The organism is Mycobacterium farcinogenes, from assembly GCF_019739075.1.
Lineage (GTDB): Bacteria > Actinomycetota > Actinomycetes > Mycobacteriales > Mycobacteriaceae > Mycobacterium > Mycobacterium senegalense.
In genome coordinates, this window is the sequence record NZ_CP081673.1 from 5,269,790 (window position 1) to 5,287,479 (window position 17,690).

19 protein-coding genes are annotated in these 17,690 nt (G+C 67.2%); 6 read left to right on the forward strand and 13 right to left on the reverse strand.

Annotated features, from left to right (window positions below; genetic code table 11):
• Positions 1–45 precede the first annotated feature (45 nt).
• The gene (locus K6L26_RS25165; RefSeq protein WP_019348643.1) at positions 46–882 is read right to left on the reverse strand and encodes a putative endonuclease domain-containing protein; all 837 of its coding nucleotides are present in this window, start codon (positions 880–882) and stop codon (positions 46–48) included.
• A gap of 108 nt (positions 883–990) precedes the next feature.
• On the reverse strand, positions 991–1,788 hold the full coding sequence (locus K6L26_RS25170; RefSeq protein ID WP_036390111.1) for an HAD family hydrolase: 798 nt from the start codon (positions 1,786–1,788) through the stop codon (positions 991–993).
• A gap of 104 nt (positions 1,789–1,892) precedes the next feature.
• Between K6L26_RS25170 and K6L26_RS25175 the strand changes: the two genes are divergently transcribed.
• Both K6L26_RS25175 and K6L26_RS25180 read left to right on the forward strand, forming a co-directional pair.
• Positions 1,893–2,555, forward strand: coding sequence for a response regulator (locus K6L26_RS25175; RefSeq protein ID WP_019349231.1), 663 nt, complete (start codon positions 1,893–1,895; stop codon positions 2,553–2,555).
• On the forward strand, positions 2,552–3,766 hold the full coding sequence (locus K6L26_RS25180) for a GAF domain-containing sensor histidine kinase (RefSeq protein WP_019349232.1): 1,215 nt from the start codon (positions 2,552–2,554) through the stop codon (positions 3,764–3,766). The genes K6L26_RS25175 and K6L26_RS25180 overlap by 4 nt, the downstream gene beginning before the upstream one ends.
• 27 nt (positions 3,767–3,793) lie before the next feature.
• Here K6L26_RS25180 and K6L26_RS25185 read toward each other — a convergent pair whose 3' ends face one another.
• The 11 genes from K6L26_RS25185 to secY form a co-directional block, all read right to left on the reverse strand.
• On the reverse strand, positions 3,794–4,219 hold the full coding sequence (locus K6L26_RS25185; protein WP_221851912.1) for a hypothetical protein: 426 nt from the start codon (positions 4,217–4,219) through the stop codon (positions 3,794–3,796).
• Positions 4,220–4,275: 56 nt separating this feature from the next.
• Positions 4,276–4,779, reverse strand: a complete 504-nt coding sequence (locus K6L26_RS25190) for a MarR family winged helix-turn-helix transcriptional regulator (protein ID WP_047036365.1) — start codon at positions 4,777–4,779, stop codon at positions 4,276–4,278.
• 70 nt (positions 4,780–4,849) lie between these two features.
• Positions 4,850–5,881, reverse strand: a complete 1,032-nt coding sequence (locus tag K6L26_RS25195; RefSeq protein ID WP_221851914.1) for a pyridoxal phosphate-dependent aminotransferase — start codon at positions 5,879–5,881, stop codon at positions 4,850–4,852.
• Complete coding sequence (locus tag K6L26_RS25200) at positions 5,881–6,930, reverse strand: 3-oxoacyl-ACP synthase III family protein (protein ID WP_221851916.1); 1,050 nt, start codon at positions 6,928–6,930, stop codon at positions 5,881–5,883. The genes K6L26_RS25195 and K6L26_RS25200 overlap by 1 nt, the downstream gene beginning before the upstream one ends.
• Positions 6,931–6,939: 9 nt before the next feature.
• On the reverse strand, positions 6,940–7,620 hold the full coding sequence (locus tag K6L26_RS25205; protein WP_221851918.1) for an SRPBCC family protein: 681 nt from the start codon (positions 7,618–7,620) through the stop codon (positions 6,940–6,942).
• Positions 7,601–9,334: a thiamine pyrophosphate-binding protein gene (locus K6L26_RS25210; RefSeq protein ID WP_221851920.1), complete on the reverse strand. Its 1,734-nt coding sequence runs from the start codon at positions 9,332–9,334 to the stop codon at positions 7,601–7,603. Before K6L26_RS25210 ends, K6L26_RS25205 begins: the two co-directional genes overlap by 20 nt.
• Before the next feature lie 282 nt (positions 9,335–9,616).
• Entirely contained in the window at positions 9,617–10,351 is a 735-nt protein-coding gene (locus K6L26_RS25215) for an anti-sigma factor family protein (protein WP_036389050.1), read from the reverse strand.
• Positions 10,348–10,875, reverse strand: a complete 528-nt coding sequence (locus tag K6L26_RS25220; RefSeq protein WP_019345887.1) for a sigma-70 family RNA polymerase sigma factor — start codon at positions 10,873–10,875, stop codon at positions 10,348–10,350. The genes K6L26_RS25215 and K6L26_RS25220 overlap by 4 nt, the downstream gene beginning before the upstream one ends.
• A gap of 115 nt (positions 10,876–10,990) precedes the next feature.
• Positions 10,991–11,788: a type I methionyl aminopeptidase gene (gene map / locus K6L26_RS25225; RefSeq protein ID WP_064964409.1), complete on the reverse strand. Its 798-nt coding sequence runs from the start codon at positions 11,786–11,788 to the stop codon at positions 10,991–10,993.
• Positions 11,785–12,330, reverse strand: a complete 546-nt coding sequence (locus tag K6L26_RS25230; protein WP_019345885.1) for an adenylate kinase — start codon at positions 12,328–12,330, stop codon at positions 11,785–11,787. Before K6L26_RS25230 ends, map begins: the two co-directional genes overlap by 4 nt.
• The gene (gene secY, locus K6L26_RS25235) at positions 12,327–13,652 is read right to left on the reverse strand and encodes a preprotein translocase subunit SecY (RefSeq protein ID WP_019345884.1); all 1,326 of its coding nucleotides are present in this window, start codon (positions 13,650–13,652) and stop codon (positions 12,327–12,329) included. Before secY ends, K6L26_RS25230 begins: the two co-directional genes overlap by 4 nt.
• Before the next feature lie 314 nt (positions 13,653–13,966).
• Here secY and K6L26_RS25240 point away from each other — a divergent pair, with 314 nt between their 5' ends.
• Genes K6L26_RS25240 through K6L26_RS25255 form a run of 4 tightly spaced genes read left to right on the forward strand, consistent with a single transcriptional unit; the run spans position 13,967 to position 17,648 of the window.
• Positions 13,967–14,881, forward strand: a complete 915-nt coding sequence (locus K6L26_RS25240) for a class I SAM-dependent methyltransferase (protein ID WP_047036360.1) — start codon at positions 13,967–13,969, stop codon at positions 14,879–14,881.
• 10 nt (positions 14,882–14,891) lie between these two features.
• Complete coding sequence (locus K6L26_RS25245) at positions 14,892–15,797, forward strand: class I SAM-dependent methyltransferase (RefSeq protein ID WP_047036358.1); 906 nt, start codon at positions 14,892–14,894, stop codon at positions 15,795–15,797.
• A gap of 7 nt (positions 15,798–15,804) precedes the next feature.
• Positions 15,805–16,710 carry a class I SAM-dependent methyltransferase gene (locus K6L26_RS25250; RefSeq protein WP_076215762.1) on the forward strand — a complete coding sequence of 302 codons (906 nt, stop codon included), beginning with the start codon at positions 15,805–15,807 and terminating at the stop codon, positions 16,708–16,710.
• Positions 16,711–16,727: 17 nt separating this feature from the next.
• The gene (locus tag K6L26_RS25255; protein WP_221851922.1) at positions 16,728–17,648 is read left to right on the forward strand and encodes a class I SAM-dependent methyltransferase; all 921 of its coding nucleotides are present in this window, start codon (positions 16,728–16,730) and stop codon (positions 17,646–17,648) included.
• The last annotated feature ends 42 nt before the right edge of the window (positions 17,649–17,690 follow it).

Genomic DNA, 17,690 nt, shown 5'->3' on the forward strand with positions numbered 1-17,690 from the left:
TTCGTAACGTGATGGCGCCAGAAACCGAGTTTCACCGCCGCCACGTTACGAACGCGAGCGCCAGGCCTTGGCAAGCTTGCCGAGAACATTGGCCTCGCCGTCGCGGCAGGTGACCCGAATGACGGTCCAGCCCATTTCGATCATCGCGTCGATACGGGCGATGTCCTTGCGGAGAACATCGGGATCGGTGTGGTGCAGGCCTTCGTACTCCATGACGATCTTCAGCTTCGGCCAGGCAAGATCGGCCTCTCCGATCAATGCGCCGTACTCGTTGTAGATCGGATGCTGTGTCTGTGGTGGTGGATAGCCGGCACGAACAACCAACAGCCGCAACCAGGTTTCTTGCGGGGATTCGGCTCCGGGGTCGACCAGGGCAATGCTCGCACGTGCCTGTTTGATGCCTTTGCGGCCGGTATACCGCTGCGCTGCCAGTTCGATGTCAGCGACTTTCAGCCGAGTGGCCCGCGCCAGGGCATCGATCGCTGCCACAGCGGCGTCTTCTGGCAGTCGGCAGGCGAGGTCTACCGCCGTCCGTAGCGGGTTGGTCAACCGGATATCGCCGATCAGACAGATTTCGTCATCATCGACCGCGTCGGCCCAGGCGACGACTCCCCGGGTCGGTCGCCGATTGGTGTCGAGAAGGTTGGCGGGAAGCGCAGGATCGATCCAACGCGCTCCATGCAGCGCCGACGCGGAATACCCGGCCAATACGCCCCGCCGCCGTGATCGCAACCAGGCTGCTTTGGCACGCAGCACCGCGGTGGGCCGAGTCCCCCGGGGCACATAGATGTCGTGGTGCACAGCGGTGAACCGGGCACGCAGATCGTGGCGTGTCAGCCTGCCGACCGCAACGGCCTCGCTGCCGATGAACGGCTCCACCATGCGGGCGAAGTCTGCCCGCGCCCACCGACAGCCTCGCGTTCGTAACGTGGTGGCGCCAGAAACCGAGTTTCACCGCCGCCACGTTACGAACGCGAGCCCCCCACTGGCTTAGGCAGCAGACGGGCTGCGCTGAGCCCACCACTGGCTGTGCAAGCGCTGACACACCGGCAGGCGCAGCGGCTCGGCGCCGGCGAAGTCCGGCCGGACCGCGACCGCCGCGTACGACCCGGACCCGGTCTCGGGGTCGATGAGCAGACTGGCCATCCCGGCGTCGTTGGCGGCCCGCAGACCTGGCGCCGAGCCGGCGACGGCCAGCGCGTCGTGGCCGGCCACACCCAGCTCATCCAGGGCGTGCCGGTACAGCTCGGCCCTGGCCGCGCTGACGTCATCGGTGGTGACGACCGTTTCCACCAGGCCGTCACCGACCAGCTGGCGCACCAGCGGTTCGGCCCAGCGCCGACGGCCCGCGGCGACCACGCCGACCGGCAGCCCGGCCAGGAACGCGTCGTTCATCAGATCCTCCAGGCCAGCCCGCGGCGTCAGGCCGGCGTCGAGGATCATCTCGTCGAACATCATGTCCTTGGTCATGCAGATCTCGTCGGCGAGCACTTCGGTGAGCACATCGCAGTCCGGCCCGACACAGCGCTTGCGCAGTTCGGCAGTGACCCGTTGACGTTCGTCGTGCAGCGCAAGAAGCTGCCGATACCGCGCCACGCCCCACTCGATGGGCAGACCGTGGGCGGCGAAGGCGGCGTTGAAGACAACCCGATGTCCGTCGACGTCGAGATCCGACAGCGCATCGAGGTCCAGGATCACCGCACGCAGCGGATGGGCACTCGTATCAGGCTGCGAACAGTCCCACCAGAACCGCCCGGCCCGCCATGACTTCTCTTGTGTTGACGACACCACATGAGAGTGGCCCACGTCACACCGACGGCGCGTCCCCCGTAGGGGGGATTGGGCCGGTCAAGTTGATCTACTCCAGACCTCACCCCCTCTAGGGTGATGCCATGGCGCCCTCCAACCCAGTGCGCCTTGTGCTGGTCGACGACCATGAGATGGTCATCGAGGGTCTCAAGGCCATGCTTGCCGCGTTCAACGACCGGGTCGAAGTGGTCGGCCAGGCCGTAGGCGCCGAACGTGCGCTGAGCGTGATCGAGACACTCGACCCCGACATCGTGCTGTGCGATGTGCGCATGGAGGGTTCCAGCGGGTTGGACCTGTGCCGGGTGCTGCGTGAGCGCGACGCGGACCGCAAAGTGGTCATGCTGTCGGTCTACGACGACGAGCAATACCTGTTCCAGGCGCTGCGGGTGGGTGCCGCGGGCTATCTGCTCAAGAGCATCAGCAGCGATGAGCTCGTGCGTCAGCTCGAGTTCGCCCACAGCGGCCAGACCGCGATCGATCCGGGGATGGCGGCTCGAGCGGCCGGCACCGCGGCCCGGCTGCAGCGCGACGAGTTCTGGCCCGGGGTTCGGCAGGGCCTGACCCAGCGTGAGAGCGAGATCCTGTCCTTTGTGGTCGCCGGCCTGTCCAACCGCGGGATCGCCAACAAGCTGGTGATCGGCGAGGAAACCGTGAAGACGCACCTGCGTTCCATCTACCGCAAGCTCGGGGTCAGCGACCGCGCGGGCGCCGTGGCCACCGCGCTGCGCGAGGGCATCTACCAATGACCGACGAGAAGCCGGGACGTGAACTTGGCCCGATCGATCTCACCGCCGACCGTGAGCTGGCCCTGCTGCGCGAGCTCATCCGCGCCGCATCGAGCGGCCCGGGCGTCGAGCCGCTGGCCGCCGCTGCGGCCGGGATGATCACCGAGGCCACCGCCACCGACGTGTGCTTCGTGCACGTGCTCGACGATTCGGATCGCGCGCTGACGCTGGCCGGGGCCACCCCGCCGTTCGACGCCGAGATCGGCAAGATCCGGCTCCCGCTGGGGCAGGGCATCTCCGGTTGGGTGGCCAGCCACCGCCAGCCCGTGGTGATCAGCCACGACAAGGAGTCCGATCCCCGCTACAAGCCGTTCGAGTCGCTGCGCGGGCGGGATTTCACCTCGATGGTCTCGGTCCCGATGGAGACCGGGCCGGGTGGCCTCGTCGGCGTGCTCAACGTGCACACCGTCGACCGCCGCGAGTTCACGCCGCGCGACGTGGAACTGCTGTTGGTGATCGGCCGGCTGATCGCCGGGGCTTTGCACCAGGCCCGGTTGCACCGGCAACTGGTGGCACGCGAACGCGCCCACGAGAATTTCGTCGAACAGGTCATCCAGGCGCAGGAGATCGAGCGACGACGCTTGGCGGGCGACATTCACGACGGCATCTCCCAGCGCCTGGTGACGCTGTCCTACCGGCTCGACGCCGCGGCCCGCGCGGTCGACCCGCAGGCGGTGGCCGAACAGTTGGCCGCCGCCCGTGAGCTGGTGGCGCTGACTCTGCAGGAGGCCAGGGCGGCGATCAGCGGCCTGCGTCCACCTGTGCTCGACGACCTGGGTTTGTCGGGCGGGTTGGCCAGCCTGGCCCGCTCGATCCCCCGGATTCCCATCGATGTCGACCTGGCCGAGACCCGGGTGCCCGATCACATCGAGCTGGCGCTGTACCGGATCGCCCAGGAGTGCCTGCAGAATGTGGTCAAACACGCCGAGGCGGATCGGGCCCGGCTCACCTTCGCCGTCGACGACGGTGTGGCACGCCTCGAAATCGTGGACGACGGAAAGGGTTTCGACACCTTCGAGCACCCGCTGGGCAGTGACGAGATGGGCGGGTACGGATTGCTCTCGATGGCCGAACGGGCCGAGATCGTCGGCGGCCGGCTCCACATCCGGTCGAGGCCGGGCGCGGGTACCACGGTCACCGCGACGATCCCGTTGCCGTCCGTCATGGAGTAGCCAGGTCTAGGCTCGACTCATCGCCGATCAGCCGCCGAGTTTCCCGGCCAGTTCGGGGCACTCGTACTTGAGCGCCACGTCCACGATCGTCCTGAGAGCACCCGGAGAAACTCGGCTGCCCATTTTGATCAGCACATCGACGACGTCTTGTCTCGTCTTGTTGAAGCTTCCGCCGGCCATGATGCAGGCCAGCATCAACTGCTCGCGGATGGCCTTGTCAGAGCCTTGAATACCGGCGGCGCGAACCTCGGCGAACGCCTCCGGCGGCAGCTGCGCGGCGCCCGGAGCCGGACGGGGACTCCGTGCGGCGGTGGACCTGGGCGCCTTCGACGACGTCGTGAACGGCGTCACGTCACCGGGCGCGGTGGCCACCCCGGTGGTGGTGGTACTGCAGGCCGCCATCGACACGACGGCGACGGCACCCAGTGCCGCACCCACCCGTTTGACGTTCATGCAGCCTCCCCTCAACTGCGCTCGAGGGTAGGCGGGTTTGCCCGCCCGGCCCAGGGTCAGAAGTCCCCGGAGTGTCGGCGCAGCGTCTCGATCGACGCCACCAACGCTTGAGACTCTTCGTCGGACATCCCGACGTCGGCGAAGACCTGCTGGTTCAGGGTGACCGTGGCGTCCTCGACCGTCGAACGCCCGAGTTCGGTGATCTGCACCAATGTCGTGCGCCCATCGGTCGGGTGCGGAACACGCTCCACCAGACCATTGGCTTCCAGGCGCCGAATGGCGTGGGTGACGCTGGTGACATGCACCTGGAGACGATCGGAGGCTTTGGTGATCGGCAGGGCACCGGCCCGGCTGAACGCCAGCAGCCGCAGCAGCTCGAACCGCGAGAAGCTCAGATCGTAAGGCCGTAGTGCGGACTCCACGCGGGCGAGCAGGATCTGGTGGGCCCGCATCACCGACGTCACCGCGACCATGCCGCCTGCCACGTCGCCCCACCCCGCGGCCTCCCAGTTCGCGCGGGCCTGCGCGATGGGGTCACGTTTGTCCGGTGGTGAGGGCACGCCTCTTCTTACCGCATCACCGAGCGGGGGCCGCGCATTCCGCGCGCATCCGGCCGCGGGCAGGGGGCGATCAGGCGGCCGCTGTCACCGCTTTCAGCACGGCTCGGGTGGACGGCCTGGATCCGACGGTGATCCGCACGCCGCCGTCACCGTAGTGGCGGACCTGAAGTCCGGTGCCCTCGAACACCTCCGGCCAGGGAATGGTCCCGCCGGGCAGGTACAGGAAGTTCGCCTGACCGTCCGTGCTGTAGACGCCCAGTGCACGCAACCGGTTCTGCAGATAACGCCGCTCTGCGGCTATCATCCGGATACGTTGGCGCAGTTGGCTTTCGGCCTCATACGAGGCGGCGACGGCGACCTGCGCACTGAGCCCGATCCCGAACGGCAGCTGCATCTGCCACAGCTGCCCGCCGAGGTCCGGGGCGCAGAACCCATAGCCGATCCGTAGTCCCGCCAGGCCATATGCCTTCGAAAAGGTTCGCACCACCACGACATTGCCGAACCTGGCGACCAGTCCGGGCCCGTCGATACGTTGCTCGGCGGTCAAGAACTCCACATATGCCTCGTCGAGCAGCACCACGGTGTCTTCGGGAAGCCGGGTGAGCAGGCGTTCGATCTCGGCGGCCGGCTCGATGGTGCCCGTCGGGTTGTGAGGCCGGCAGACCGCCACCACCCTCGCGCGGCTGCCGGCCTCGGCCATCGCATCGAGGTCGTGGTGGCCGTGCGCATCGAGCGGCACCGTGATCGTCCGCAATCGTGCCATCTGCGCGAAGATCGGATATCCGTCGAACGTGGGCGAGGCCATCACCATGGAGTCGCCCGGGCTGGTCACCGCATGCAGCACCTGCATGATGACCCCGGTGGCGCCGGCACCGACGATCACCTGGTCTTCGGCCACCCCGTCGTGCTCGGCGATCAGCGACCGCAGCCGTCGCGGCAGGAACTCCGGATACCGGTTGGCCGCCCCGTCGCACGCCCGCAGCGCCGAACGCACCGCGGGCAACGGGGGGAACGGACATTCGTTGAGCGACAAGGCCAACGGATTGACGGCCTGCGGCAGTGCGCCGACCGCATCGGACAGCGTGGTGCGCGGTGCCGCCATCACACGCGCCCCGCGTCGGCGCCGTCGCCTGCCCGCCCGCCCCAGCGCACCGCCGCAGCGCCGGCGAAGTCACCGGCGTGGGCGAAGGCGGCCATCAGCACGGTATCGCCCGCCTTGACCCGACCGCTGGTGACGGCCCGGTCCAGGTTGACGGGAATGCCTGCGGCGAAAAGGTTTCCGCATTCATCGAACGTGTCCAGGTGGCGCTCGGGAGGCAACTCCAGTGCCTCACGCCAGTTCCGCAGGAATACCCGGTTGGGCTGATTGGTCACCAACAGGTCGATGTCCTTGGGCTGTACACCGATCCGGTCGCACACCGCGTAGGCCACCTCGGGCACCTGTCGGTTGCCGCGGGCCAGCACCTTGGTGATCTTGCTCTCGGTGAATCCGATGCACGCCTCACCCGGCCCGGCCTGCCACCATTTGCGCGGCGGATCCATCACGACGGTCATGTCCCCGGCGTACTCGCCGTAGGTACGGCACTCGACGTCGAGGACGGGAGACTGGTCGGACAGTGTCACCAATCCGACGGCCGCGCCGTCCCCGGGCACCGCCGCCTGCGCCTTGCGCCGGATGGTCTTCTGATCGAAGACCTGCCCCGCCGAGTTCTGGGCGATCGCGATCACCGCGGTGCGGCCCTCTCCCGCGGTGAGCAGTGTGCGCGCCACCTTGAGCCCGAGGACGAAAGCGGCGCAGCCGCCGTTGTGGAGGTCGATCACCCAGTTGGGTTTCATACCCAGCCGGTGTGCCATGCCACCCCCTCCGCCGTAGAACGGCATGTCCGGGAGCTGGGTGTGGGTGATCAACACGTCGGCTCCGGTGATGACGTCGGCACCGTGCCGCTCGATCACCCCCGCGGCCGCCCGCTCCACCATGTCGATCGCGGTTTCCTCGGGTCCCACGTGATGACGGAACCGTGGCGCGCGGAACATCACGTTCTCGGCCAGCTCGTCGGTTTCGGCGAACCCTGCGTAGTAGTCCGCCCCGATCGGGTCACCGGGGAGGTAGGTGGACACGTCGATGAGGCTGACGGGATTCTGGTCAGACATGGCCGAACCTCACTTCATCCAGGCCGGGGTCACGGGCAGCCCGTTGCGGTGCCGGTATTCGGCGATGGCCTTGAGGTTTCGCAACTCCAGCAGATGGCCGGGACCGAACATGTCCCAGAAGTCACCGACCCACACCGGTCGCGCCGGGGGCGCGGTCTCCGGATAGGGGTTCTCGTCATAGAAGGGATGATGGCAATTGGTCCACAGCACAACAGAACCCGGCTTGTCGAAGACCACCTGCGCGTCGACGATGCGCATCAGGTAGATCATCCACAGATGCTTGCCCTGATCCCAGGCGCAGTGGTAGTCGACGGTGAGCGCGTCGCGGTTGGCCACAGTGCGGGTGTAGATCTCACTGCCCGGCCCCGACGGGCCGGCGCCGAGCCGGTCGTGGGCCAGCCACAGCCCGGGTTCCTCGGTCTGGGTGAAACCGCGCAGGCTGTAGGTCCACTCCTCCAGACAGCGGGTGTCGGACAGATAGCCGAACAATTCCTCGGGCGGGCACTCGATGTAGTCGTTGACGGTGCAGTACTGGCCGAACACCTGATCATGCGGGTATACCGACCGCATCATCTCCATGATGATCGGCGTGGCCTGCTCCTTGGGCGAGGTCTCGATCCGGATCAGGCCGTCCAGCGGCGTGCGGCTAGCCCGATGGGCCGCGATGTCTTCAAGCGCGGGTAGTGACATGGGGCGAGTTCTCCTCTGAGTTAGAAGGTGTGCTGACCGTGGTGGTGAGAAACGCTGCGAACGGCGGGATTTCGTCGGCTGAACATTCGATGCTCAGTACCGACGGGCCGTCGGCGTCGAGGGCCATGCCCAGGGCCTGGGGCAGTTGACGGATCTCGGCGACGTCATAGGCGGGCAGTCCGGGGAACATGGCCGCCAGCCCGGCCCCCAGCCGGCTCGGGCCGAACCTGTTGTAGGAGTATCGACCTTCGTAGAACAGCTGCTCCCGCGTGACGCACATGGCGTGGGCATGGTTGTCGAACAGCACGAAGGTGATCGGTAGGCGGTACTGCATCGCGGTGTGAATCTCCATGCCGTGCATGAAGAATGAGCCGTCACCGGCGATGACAGCGGTGCGGCGCGCAGCACCGGCCGCGGCCCGGTGAAACGTCATCCCGATACCCGCACCGAAGCTGTAGCCCATGCCGCCCATGCCCAGCGCCACCAGGAATCGGCCGTCGCGGCGGACCGGCAGGTAGTGGATGGCGGAGGCACCCACGTTGCCCGCGTCGACGACGATGTCGGTGCCGTCGGGCAGGGCGTCGTCGAGTACGCACATCGCGTCGCGATATCGGATACCGGGGCCGTCGTAGGCCGGCGGGCGCAGTTCGGTGCGCGGCGCGGTGTCCGGCACCCTCACCTGGGCGGGGCGGCCGGGACCCGACAACGCCCGGGCCAGCGCCGTCAGCGAGGCGCGTAGGTCATCCGAGTGGGCATGGGTGCACGGCGGGTAAGGCAATTGGGCGCCGATCGAATAGGTCGGCACCGAGGCCAGCGCCGCGTCGAGCCCGGCGCGGGCGGTCACCGTCATGCGGGTGCCGACGAGCAGGCACAGCGCACTCTGCGCGGCGGCAACAGGCACCCCGGGGTGGCCCATCACACCGGCTACGCCCAATGCCGAGGACGAACCGAGACCCGGGGTGCCCGCCACGTCCTTGGCGTCGGGCACCGTGGCGACCCGTGCGCGCAGGACGGCCCGCAGCCGTTCCAGCTCAGCACGGGCATCGTCGCGGGCCACCTGCTCACCGGCGATGATCGTGACCGGGCCGTCGACGCCACGCAGGGCTCGCTCGAGCACCCGGAGATCGGCATGGCGCGCCGTCTTACCGACCGCCCCGGTCCGGCCGTTGCCGGCTGCGGGCTCGCCCACATCTGCTTGCTGAATATCCTTGGGCAGCAACAACACCGCCGGGCCACCGGAGCGCGCGGCGGCCAACGCCTGCGGAAGCGCGGTGAGGATGTCGGCGGGCTTGCGCAGCCTGCGGCAGTACAGCGAGACCGCCGAGAACAGCGCATGCCCGTCCAGGCTTCCGTTGTCCCCGCTGGTGTCCTGGAAGGCGCCCCGGCCGTCGAGCGTTGTCGGCGCCTGCCCGATGAGTGCCAGCACCGGTACCCGACTGGCCAGCGATTCCGCCAGCCCGGGCACGGTGTTCAGGCAGCCACCACCGGAGGTTGCGGCCACCACACCGACTCCGCCTCCGCTGCGGCTGTATCCGTCCGCCATTGTGGCAGCTGAGAATTCGTGCTTCGCCAACACCGCGGTGATGTCGTCGCGGAAGTGCGCGGCGTCGTAGAGATCCTCGATATTGGCGCCGTCCACGCCGAAGATATGCGTGATCCCGGTCGCGGCCAGATAGCCGACGATGTGGTCAACCACCCGGTTCACCTCGACCATGTGTCACCTACTTTCGTGCTCTGTTGTGTGACACGACGCGTGCGCTGCGGCGGTTCACCACCGGCACGGATTGGCGTCAATTCCCCGCAATACCGCAGGAAATACCCAGCACACCATCAAGATCGGCGGGAACCGAGGGGGATAGTGGAAGGCGGGGGCTATTGGCACCGGGGGCCGCAAGACCCCACGATCGGAGGCATCGATGACACAGCCGGTATCGACCGGGACGGCGCCTGTCGAGCCCGAGCGGACCCGGGCGCCGTAGCCCGCCCAGCATGCCTCTCAGAGCTGCTTTTCCAGCAGCACCTTTCCATCGGGTGACGTAACCAATTGCACCGCAGCGATATCCGCCTTCGGCATCTGGGTGTTGCCGCTCGGCAGGGCGGTCGCGCCGGACAACCCGATCCACGTCGCGATCTCGTTGCGGCTGCCGTCCCGGCCGATCACCACCATGCCCAGGTTCTGCGGGGGCGCGTCCTGCTTGCCCCAACTGCCGTAACTGCAGGCCATGTCGATCCGGGTGCCCCAGGAGTAACTGGCCATCGCGATGCTCGCGTTGATCGGGGTGTCGGACATCTTGGACATCGCCATCATCTGCGAGTTCTGCTGCTCGGTGCCACTGTGCAGGCCGAGTACCCCCGGCCTGATACCGATCACCACGCCGACCGCCAGCAGCGCCGCGGCCAGGCCGACCGCTGCGGTGGTCACCCATCGTGAGCGGCGTCGCCGCCAGCTGACCTTGGCCAGCACGGACTGCAGCACCTCGGGCCGCAGCGGCGGATCGGGCTGTTCGGATTCGAGGGCGGTCACCTCGTCGAGGTCGAGCATGGCCAGCAGCGCGGGCATACCGCTCAGCTCGGCCACGGCGGCACGGCACTGCGTGCAGCATTCCAGGTGGGCCTCGTACTCGCGGCGCTCACTGCTGTCCAGCGATCCGAGCACATAGGCCGCATCCCAGGTCCGGTAACGATCGGTTTCCACCGGATCAGGGATGTGGGGTACACCGAACTGTGTCATCGTGTCACCCCCATCTCTTGCAAGTTCAGTCGTAACGCGCGTACCGCGTAGTGCAGCCGTGACTTCACGGTGCCCTCAGGTATCTGTAGGTCTTCGGCGATCTGGCCGGTGGTCCAGCCTTGGTAATAGGCCCGGCGGACCACCGCTCGGTGTTCGTCGGAGAGCTGGCTCAGGGCCGTGCTCAGCAGGATTCTGTCCAACGCGGTGTCCACCTGGTCGGGTGTGGCAGCGGCGCCGGAATGGTCTGCCACCTGTTCGGGATCGGGCACCCCGGTTTCGTTGCGAAAGCGGGCGCTCCGGCGCTCATCAATGATCATGTTCCGCGCGACGGTGAACAGCCAAGCCCTGGCCGATCGATCGGTGTCGGCGGTGACATCTGGGTGGCGCCAGGCACGCAACAACGTCTCCTGCACCACGTCCTCGGCCCGGGCTCGGTCACCCGTGAGCCGTAGGGCATAGCGCCAGAGCGCAGCAGCGTGCTCGTCGTAGAGCACCCGCATCATGGCGGCCTCCGGATCATCCACTTCCTTACCTCCGTCTGTGATACGACGTTGGAGGCAATCCGGTTCAATTACTACCTTTGCGCGCCGGCGCAGACCAACGGTTGGGCGCGATTCGAGTAGTGATTGCTGGCGTTAATTACTGGGTGAGGATTCGTGGGCCGTCTTCGGTGACTGCGACGGTGTGCTCCCAGTGCGCCGCGCGGGTCCCGTCGGCGGTGACGACGGTCCACTCGTCGTCGAGGATCCTGGTCTCGGTGGTGCCCAGGGTGAGCATGGGTTCGATGGCCAGCACCGAGCCCGGCTCCAGATACGGCCCGCGCCCGGGGGCGCCTTCGTTCGGAAGGAACGGGTCCATGTGCATCTGCCGGCCGATGCCGTGACCGCCGTAGCCGTCGACGATCCCGTACTTGCGGTCGTGACGAGCTTCGGCGGCATGGGTCTCCACCTCGATCGCGTGCGAGACATCGGTCAGCCGGTTTCCCGGCAGCATCGCCGCGATCCCGGCCTCCATCGCCGATTTCGTTGCGGCAGAAAGGGCTTCGTCAGCGGCGATGAGTGTGCCGATCCCGAACGTGACGGCCGAGTCGCCGTGCCAACCGTCGACGATCGCACCGCAGTCGATGGACACCAGATCCCCGGCCGCCAACTTCTCGCCGGCCGACGGAATGCCGTGCACCACACGGTCATTCACGGAGGCGCAGATGCTGGCAGGGAATCCGTGATAACCGAGGAACGACGGCGTACCGCCACCGTCCCGGATCACGGATTCGGCGATCTGATCCAGCTCGAGCGTGGACACGCCCGGGGCGGCGGCATCGCGGACCGCGCGCAGCGCCGAGGCGACCAGGGCCCCGGCCACCGCCATCGCGTCCAACTCTCCGGCGCTACGCTGCGCAACAACCTTGCGCTTACGCAACCCCGGCAATCTGATCACTTACCCAGTGCGTGCAACGCGCGGGCGAACACCTCGTCGAGGCCGCCCACCGCATCCACGGTCTTCAGGTCGTCGCGGTAGTACTCAAGCAGCGGCTCGGTCTCGTCGCGGTAGACCTTCATGCGATTGCGGATGACCTCGTCGGTGTCGTCGGCGCGGCCGCGGCCCTTGAGGCGGGTCAGCAACTCGTCCTCGGACACCTGGAACTCCACCACCGCGTCGAGCTTGGTGTTGCGCGCGGCAAGCATGTCCTTGAGCGCACCGGCCTGCTCGACCGAACGCGGGTAGCCGTCCAGGATGAAACCGTCGGCGGCGTCGGGCTGATCGATGCGGTCCTCGACCAGACGGTTCGTCAGTTCGGCAGGCACCAGGTCGCCGGCGTCCAGGTAGCGCTTGGCTTCGAGTCCGAGCGGGGTGCCGTCACCGATGTTCTTGCGGAAGAGGTCCCCGGTGGAGATTTGCGGGATGCCGAGCTTCTCGGACAGCTTTTCTGCCTGCGTGCCTTTGCCCGCACCGGGCGGTCCGAGTAGGACGACTCTCACTTCAGGAACCCTTCGTAGTTGCGTTGCATGAGCTGGCTCTCGATCTGTTTGACGGTGTCCAAACCGACACCGATCATGATCAGAACCGCGGTACCGCCGAACGGCAGATTCTGTACCGAGCCGGTGTTTCCGATCTGCAGGAAGACGTTCGGCAGAACGGCGATCACACCGAGGTAGATAGAGCCGGGCAAGGTGATCCGGCTGAGCACGTACCGCAGGTAGTCCGCGGTCGGCTTGCCTGGTCGGATGCCCGGGATGAATCCGCCGAACTTCTTCATCTCGTCGGCACGCTCGTCGGGGTTGAACGTGATCGACACGTAGAAGTACGTGAAGAAGATGATCAGGCCGAAGTAGATCGCGATATAGACCGGGTCGGCCGGGTTCGTCAGGTAGTCGGCGACGAACTTGTCCCACCAACCGGAGCCCGGGTTCGAGCTGCCGCTCTGGATCAGCTGGGTGATCAGGTGCGGGATGTAGATCAGTGACGACGCGAAGATCACCGGGATGACGCCGGCCTGGTTGACCTTGAGCGGCAGGTAGGTGGAGGTGCCGCCGTACATCTTGCGGCCCACCATGCGCTTGGCGTACTGGACCGGGATGCGGCGCTGGCCCTGCTCGACGAACACCACGCCGACGATGATGAGCAGCGTCGCGGCCACGACGGCGGTGAACACCAGGCCGCCGCGGCTCTCCAGGATGGTCTGGCCTTCGGACGGGATCCGGGCGGCGATGCCGGCGAAGATCAGCAGGGACATGCCGTTGCCGATGCCTCGCTCGGTGATCAGCTCGCCCATCCACATCACCAGCGCGGCGCCCGCCGTCATCACCAGCACGATGACGATCAGCCCGAAGACCGAGCTGTCCTGGATGATGTCGAGGCTGCAGCCCTGCAGCAGGCCGCCGTTGGCGGCCAGTGCCACGATGCTGGTGGCCTGCAGAATGGCCAGCGCGATCGACAGATAACGCGTGTACTGCGTCATCTTGGCCTGACCGGCCTGGCCCTCCTTCTGCAGCTGCTCGAAGCGCGGGATCACCACGACCAGCAGCTGCACGATGATGCTGGCGGTGATGTAGGGCATGACGCCCACCGCGAACACGGTCAGCTGCAGCAGCGCGCCACCCGAGAACAGGTTGATCAACGAGTAGATCTGCGCCGAATCTCCGCCGCTGACCTGCTCGATGCACTTCTGGACGTTCGGGTAGTTAACCCCCGGCGACGGGATCGAGGCGCCGGCCCGGTACAGGATCACCAGGCCCAACGTGAACAGGATCTTGCGTCTGAGGTCGGCCGTCCGCAGCGATGAGATGAAAGCCGAAAGCACTCTTCCTCCTGCGCAGCCGACCTCTCAGCGCGGCGTGCCAAATGGGGCTGGGTGGAGCCAGCGTCAATGGTCAAGTCATGTCCGGCCGCCCAGCAGGCGCGCAGCCTGCGGACTCAGCCGTCAAATCAGTCTACGAGAGTAACAGTTGCCGCGGAGAGGACCCCTGCGCGCACCCGCGTCGACCGTCCCCGATCGGCTCGCGATACCGCCGAGCTGCGAGCCAAGCTTCTCTTCAGAATCGGGGCGTACAGTCGGCGACAGCTCGTTACACCACCTAACTAACACGTAGATTCCGACTGAACAAAGGGGAATTCATGGCCCGGACTGCTGACGACTCGTGGGATCTCGCATCGAGCGTGGGTGCGACGGCGACGATGGTCGCGGCAGCGCGCGCGATGGCGACGAACTCAGACGATCCGGTGATCGACGATCCGTTCGCCGCTCCCCTGGTCCGCGCCGTCGGGATGGAATTCTTCACCAAGCTCGTCGACGAGGACTTCACCACCGAGGGTCTCGACGAAGAGGCGGCCACCGGTCTGGTCCGGTTCGCCAACGGCATGGCCGCCCGCACGCGTTTCTTCGACGACTTCTTCCTGAGCGCATGCCGCGCCGGAATCCGACAGGCGGTCATCCTGGCGGCCGGTCTGGACTCCCGCGCCTACCGGCTGCCGTGGCCGGACGGCACGGTGGTCTACGAGGTCGACCAGCCCGAGGTGATCGAGTTCAAGACCACCACGATGGCGAGCCTGGGCGCGGTCCCGACGACCGATCGTCGCACCGTGGCCATCGACCTGCGCTTCGACTGGCCGACGGCGCTGACCGAGGCGGGGTTCGACCCGTCGGTGCCGACGGCGTGGATCGCCGAGGGATTGCTGGGTTACCTGCCGGGAGATGCGCAGGACCGTTTGCTCGATCAGGTCACCGCGCTGAGCGCGCCGGGCAGCCGCTTCGGCGTCGAGGGAGTGCCCGCGACCGAGACCAACGACGAGGAGACGATCCGGGCCCGGATGCAGGAGTTCACCGACCGGTGGCGGGCACACGGCCTGGACATGGACCTCAACGAGCTGATCTTCCTCGGCGACCGTGCCGACGTGACGACGTATCTGCAAGGGCATTCCTGGAAGACCACCGCCATCTCGTCCAACGATCTGCTGATCCGGACCGGCCTGCCGCCGGTCGAGGACGAGGCCCACGCGGCATCGGTGCTCTACATCGAAGCCGAGAACTGAGGGGCGGGCGATGGCACGGTCTGACACCGACAGCTGGGATCTGGCCTCCAGTGTGGGCGCGACGGCGACGATGGTCGCCGCGGCCCGGGCGATCGCGAGTGCTGAGCCCGATCCGCTGATCAACGACCCGTACGCGGCGGATCTGGTCCGCGCGGTGGGCGTCGAGTTCTTCACCAAGCTCGTCGACGGCGAGGTCGCGCTCGACGGCGAGCTGGCCGAAGGCGCCGCGCTGATGACCGGCATCATGGCGGTGCGGACGAAGTTCTTCGACGACTTCTTCACCGCGTCGACCGACGCCGGGATCCGGCAGGCGGTGATCCTGGCCTCCGGCCTGGACTCCCGCGCCTACCGGCTGCCGTGGCCCGACGGCACCGTGGTCTACGAGCTCGACCAGCCCGCGGTGATCGGCGCCAAGACCGCCACCATGGCGCAGATCGGGGCCACGCCCACGGCCGAACGCCGCACCGTGGCCGTCGACCTGCGTGAGGACTGGCCCGCCGCGCTTCAGGCCGCCGGCTTCGATCCGAGCGCACCGAGCGCATGGAGCGCCGAGGGACTGCTGGCCTATCTGCCGCCGGAGGCCCAGGACCGGTTGTTCGACAACATCACCGCGCTCAGCGCACGAGGCAGCAGGCTGGCCACCGAGTACCACCTGCCCGGTATGGCGGTGAACCTGCGGGAGCGCGGGCAGGTGTTGAGCGAGCAGTGGCGTCAGCACGGCCTGGACCTGGACCTGGCAAATCTCTGGTACGACGGCGAGCGCAATTCGGTCGTCGATTACCTCACCGAGCGCGGATGGTCGGTGACCGCGCGGCGGCGGCCCGAGCTGTTCGCCGACTACGGCCGCAGCTTCCCCTCCGGCGAAGCCGCCGCCCTGCAACAGAATTCGCAGGCCGTCACCGCGATACGAGACTAGGAGCACCATGACCCGCACCGAAGGCGACACCTGGGATCTGGCCACCAGCGTCGGCGCTACCGCGACTGGTGTCGCGGCATCCCGCGCGTTGGCAACCAAGCAACCCGACCCGCTGATCAACGATCCGTACGCTGACGCGCTCGTACGTGCGGTAGGCCTGGAACACAGCATCCGGCTCGCCGACGGAGAGGTGTGCGTCGAGGGCGACGTGATGCTCGACCGGCAGCGGATGTGCGAGCAGATCGCGGTACGCACGCGGTTCTTCGACGACTTCTTCAGTGCCGCAGGCGAGGCCGGCATCCGGCAGGCGGTGATCCTGGCGGCCGGGTTGGACACCCGCGCCTACCGGCTCGACTGGCCCGCCGGCACCGTCGTGTTCGAGGTGGACCAGCCGGCGGTCCTGGAGTTCAAGACCCGCACCCTGGCCGATCTCGGGGCTCAACCGGCCGCCGAACTTCACACGGTGCCGATCGATCTGCGTGACGACTGGCCGAAGGCTCTGCGTGACAACGGCTTCGACCCACAGGTTCCGACCGCCTGGATCGCCGAAGGCCTGCTGATCTACCTGCCGCCGGAAGCTCAGGACCGGCTGCTGGACAACATCACCGCGCTCAGCGCCCCGGGCAGCCGGTTGGCCACCGAACACATGGACGCCGCCTCGCTCACCGACAAGTGGTCCGAACGGGTCAGCCAATGGTCCAAGAAGGTCGGATCCGACGTGAATCTGACGGACCTGTTCTATTCGGGCGAGCGCACCGCGGTCCGCGATCACCTCGCACCCCAGGGCTGGGACGTCACGGTGCTACCCACCCAGGCGGCCTACGACTCGCACGGTTTCGACTATCCCGAGGAGCTCGCCGATCTCGCGGGCGATTCCGGTTATCTGTCGGCAACCCTGAAGGCATCGAACTAGAGATCGGGAGACACACGATGACACGTACCGACGGCGACAGCTGGGATCTGGCCTCCAGTGTCGGGGCAACCGCGACGTTGGTGGCGACGGGGCGGGCTATCGCCAGCCGGGAACCGCACGGGCTGATCGACGATCCGTTCGCGGCGCCGCTGGTCCGCGCGGTGGGCATCGACGTGTTCACCAAGATGGTCGACGGTGAGCTGAGCCTGGAATCGCTGGCTCAGCTGACACCGGACGCCGCCGACCGGGCTCGCGCCAACATCGACGAAATGGCGGTGCGTACCCGGTTTTTCGACGACTTCTTCATCGCGGCAGGAAAGGCGGGGATTCGCCAGGCGGTGATCCTGGCTTCGGGCCTGGATTCCCGCGCCTATCGGCTGCCGTGGCCCGAGGGCACCGTGGTCTATGAGATCGACCAGCCCGAGGTGATCGAGTTCAAGACCCGCACGTTGGCCGATCTGGGCGCCGAACCCACGGCGGAACGCCGCACCGTGCCCGTCGACCTGCGCGACGACTGGCCGGCCGCGCTGCAGGCAGCGGGATTCAATCCCGCTGCTCCGACCGCGTGGTGCGCCGAGGGGTTGTTGATCTATCTGCCGCCCGAAGCGCAGGATCGGTTGTTCGACAACATCGCCGCGCTCAGTGCCCGGGGCAGCGCGGTGGCCACCGAGTTCGTGCCGGGGCTCAAGGATTTCGACCCGGAGAAGGCCCGCGCCGCCACCGCGGCCTTCAGCCAGATGGGGTTGAACCTGGACATGCCGTCGTTGATCTATCACGGCGAGCGGCATTCGGCTGCCGACTATTTGAGCGCCAAGGGCTGGCAGATGAACGGCGTGGTGCGTTCGGAGTTGTTCGTCCGCCACGGCCTGCCGGTACCCGACCGTGACGAGAACGACCCGATGGGCGAAATCGTCTATATCAGCGGCACTTTGGAATGACACCCCGCGTATGAAGCGCTACGGCGGAAAATCGGCCCTGCA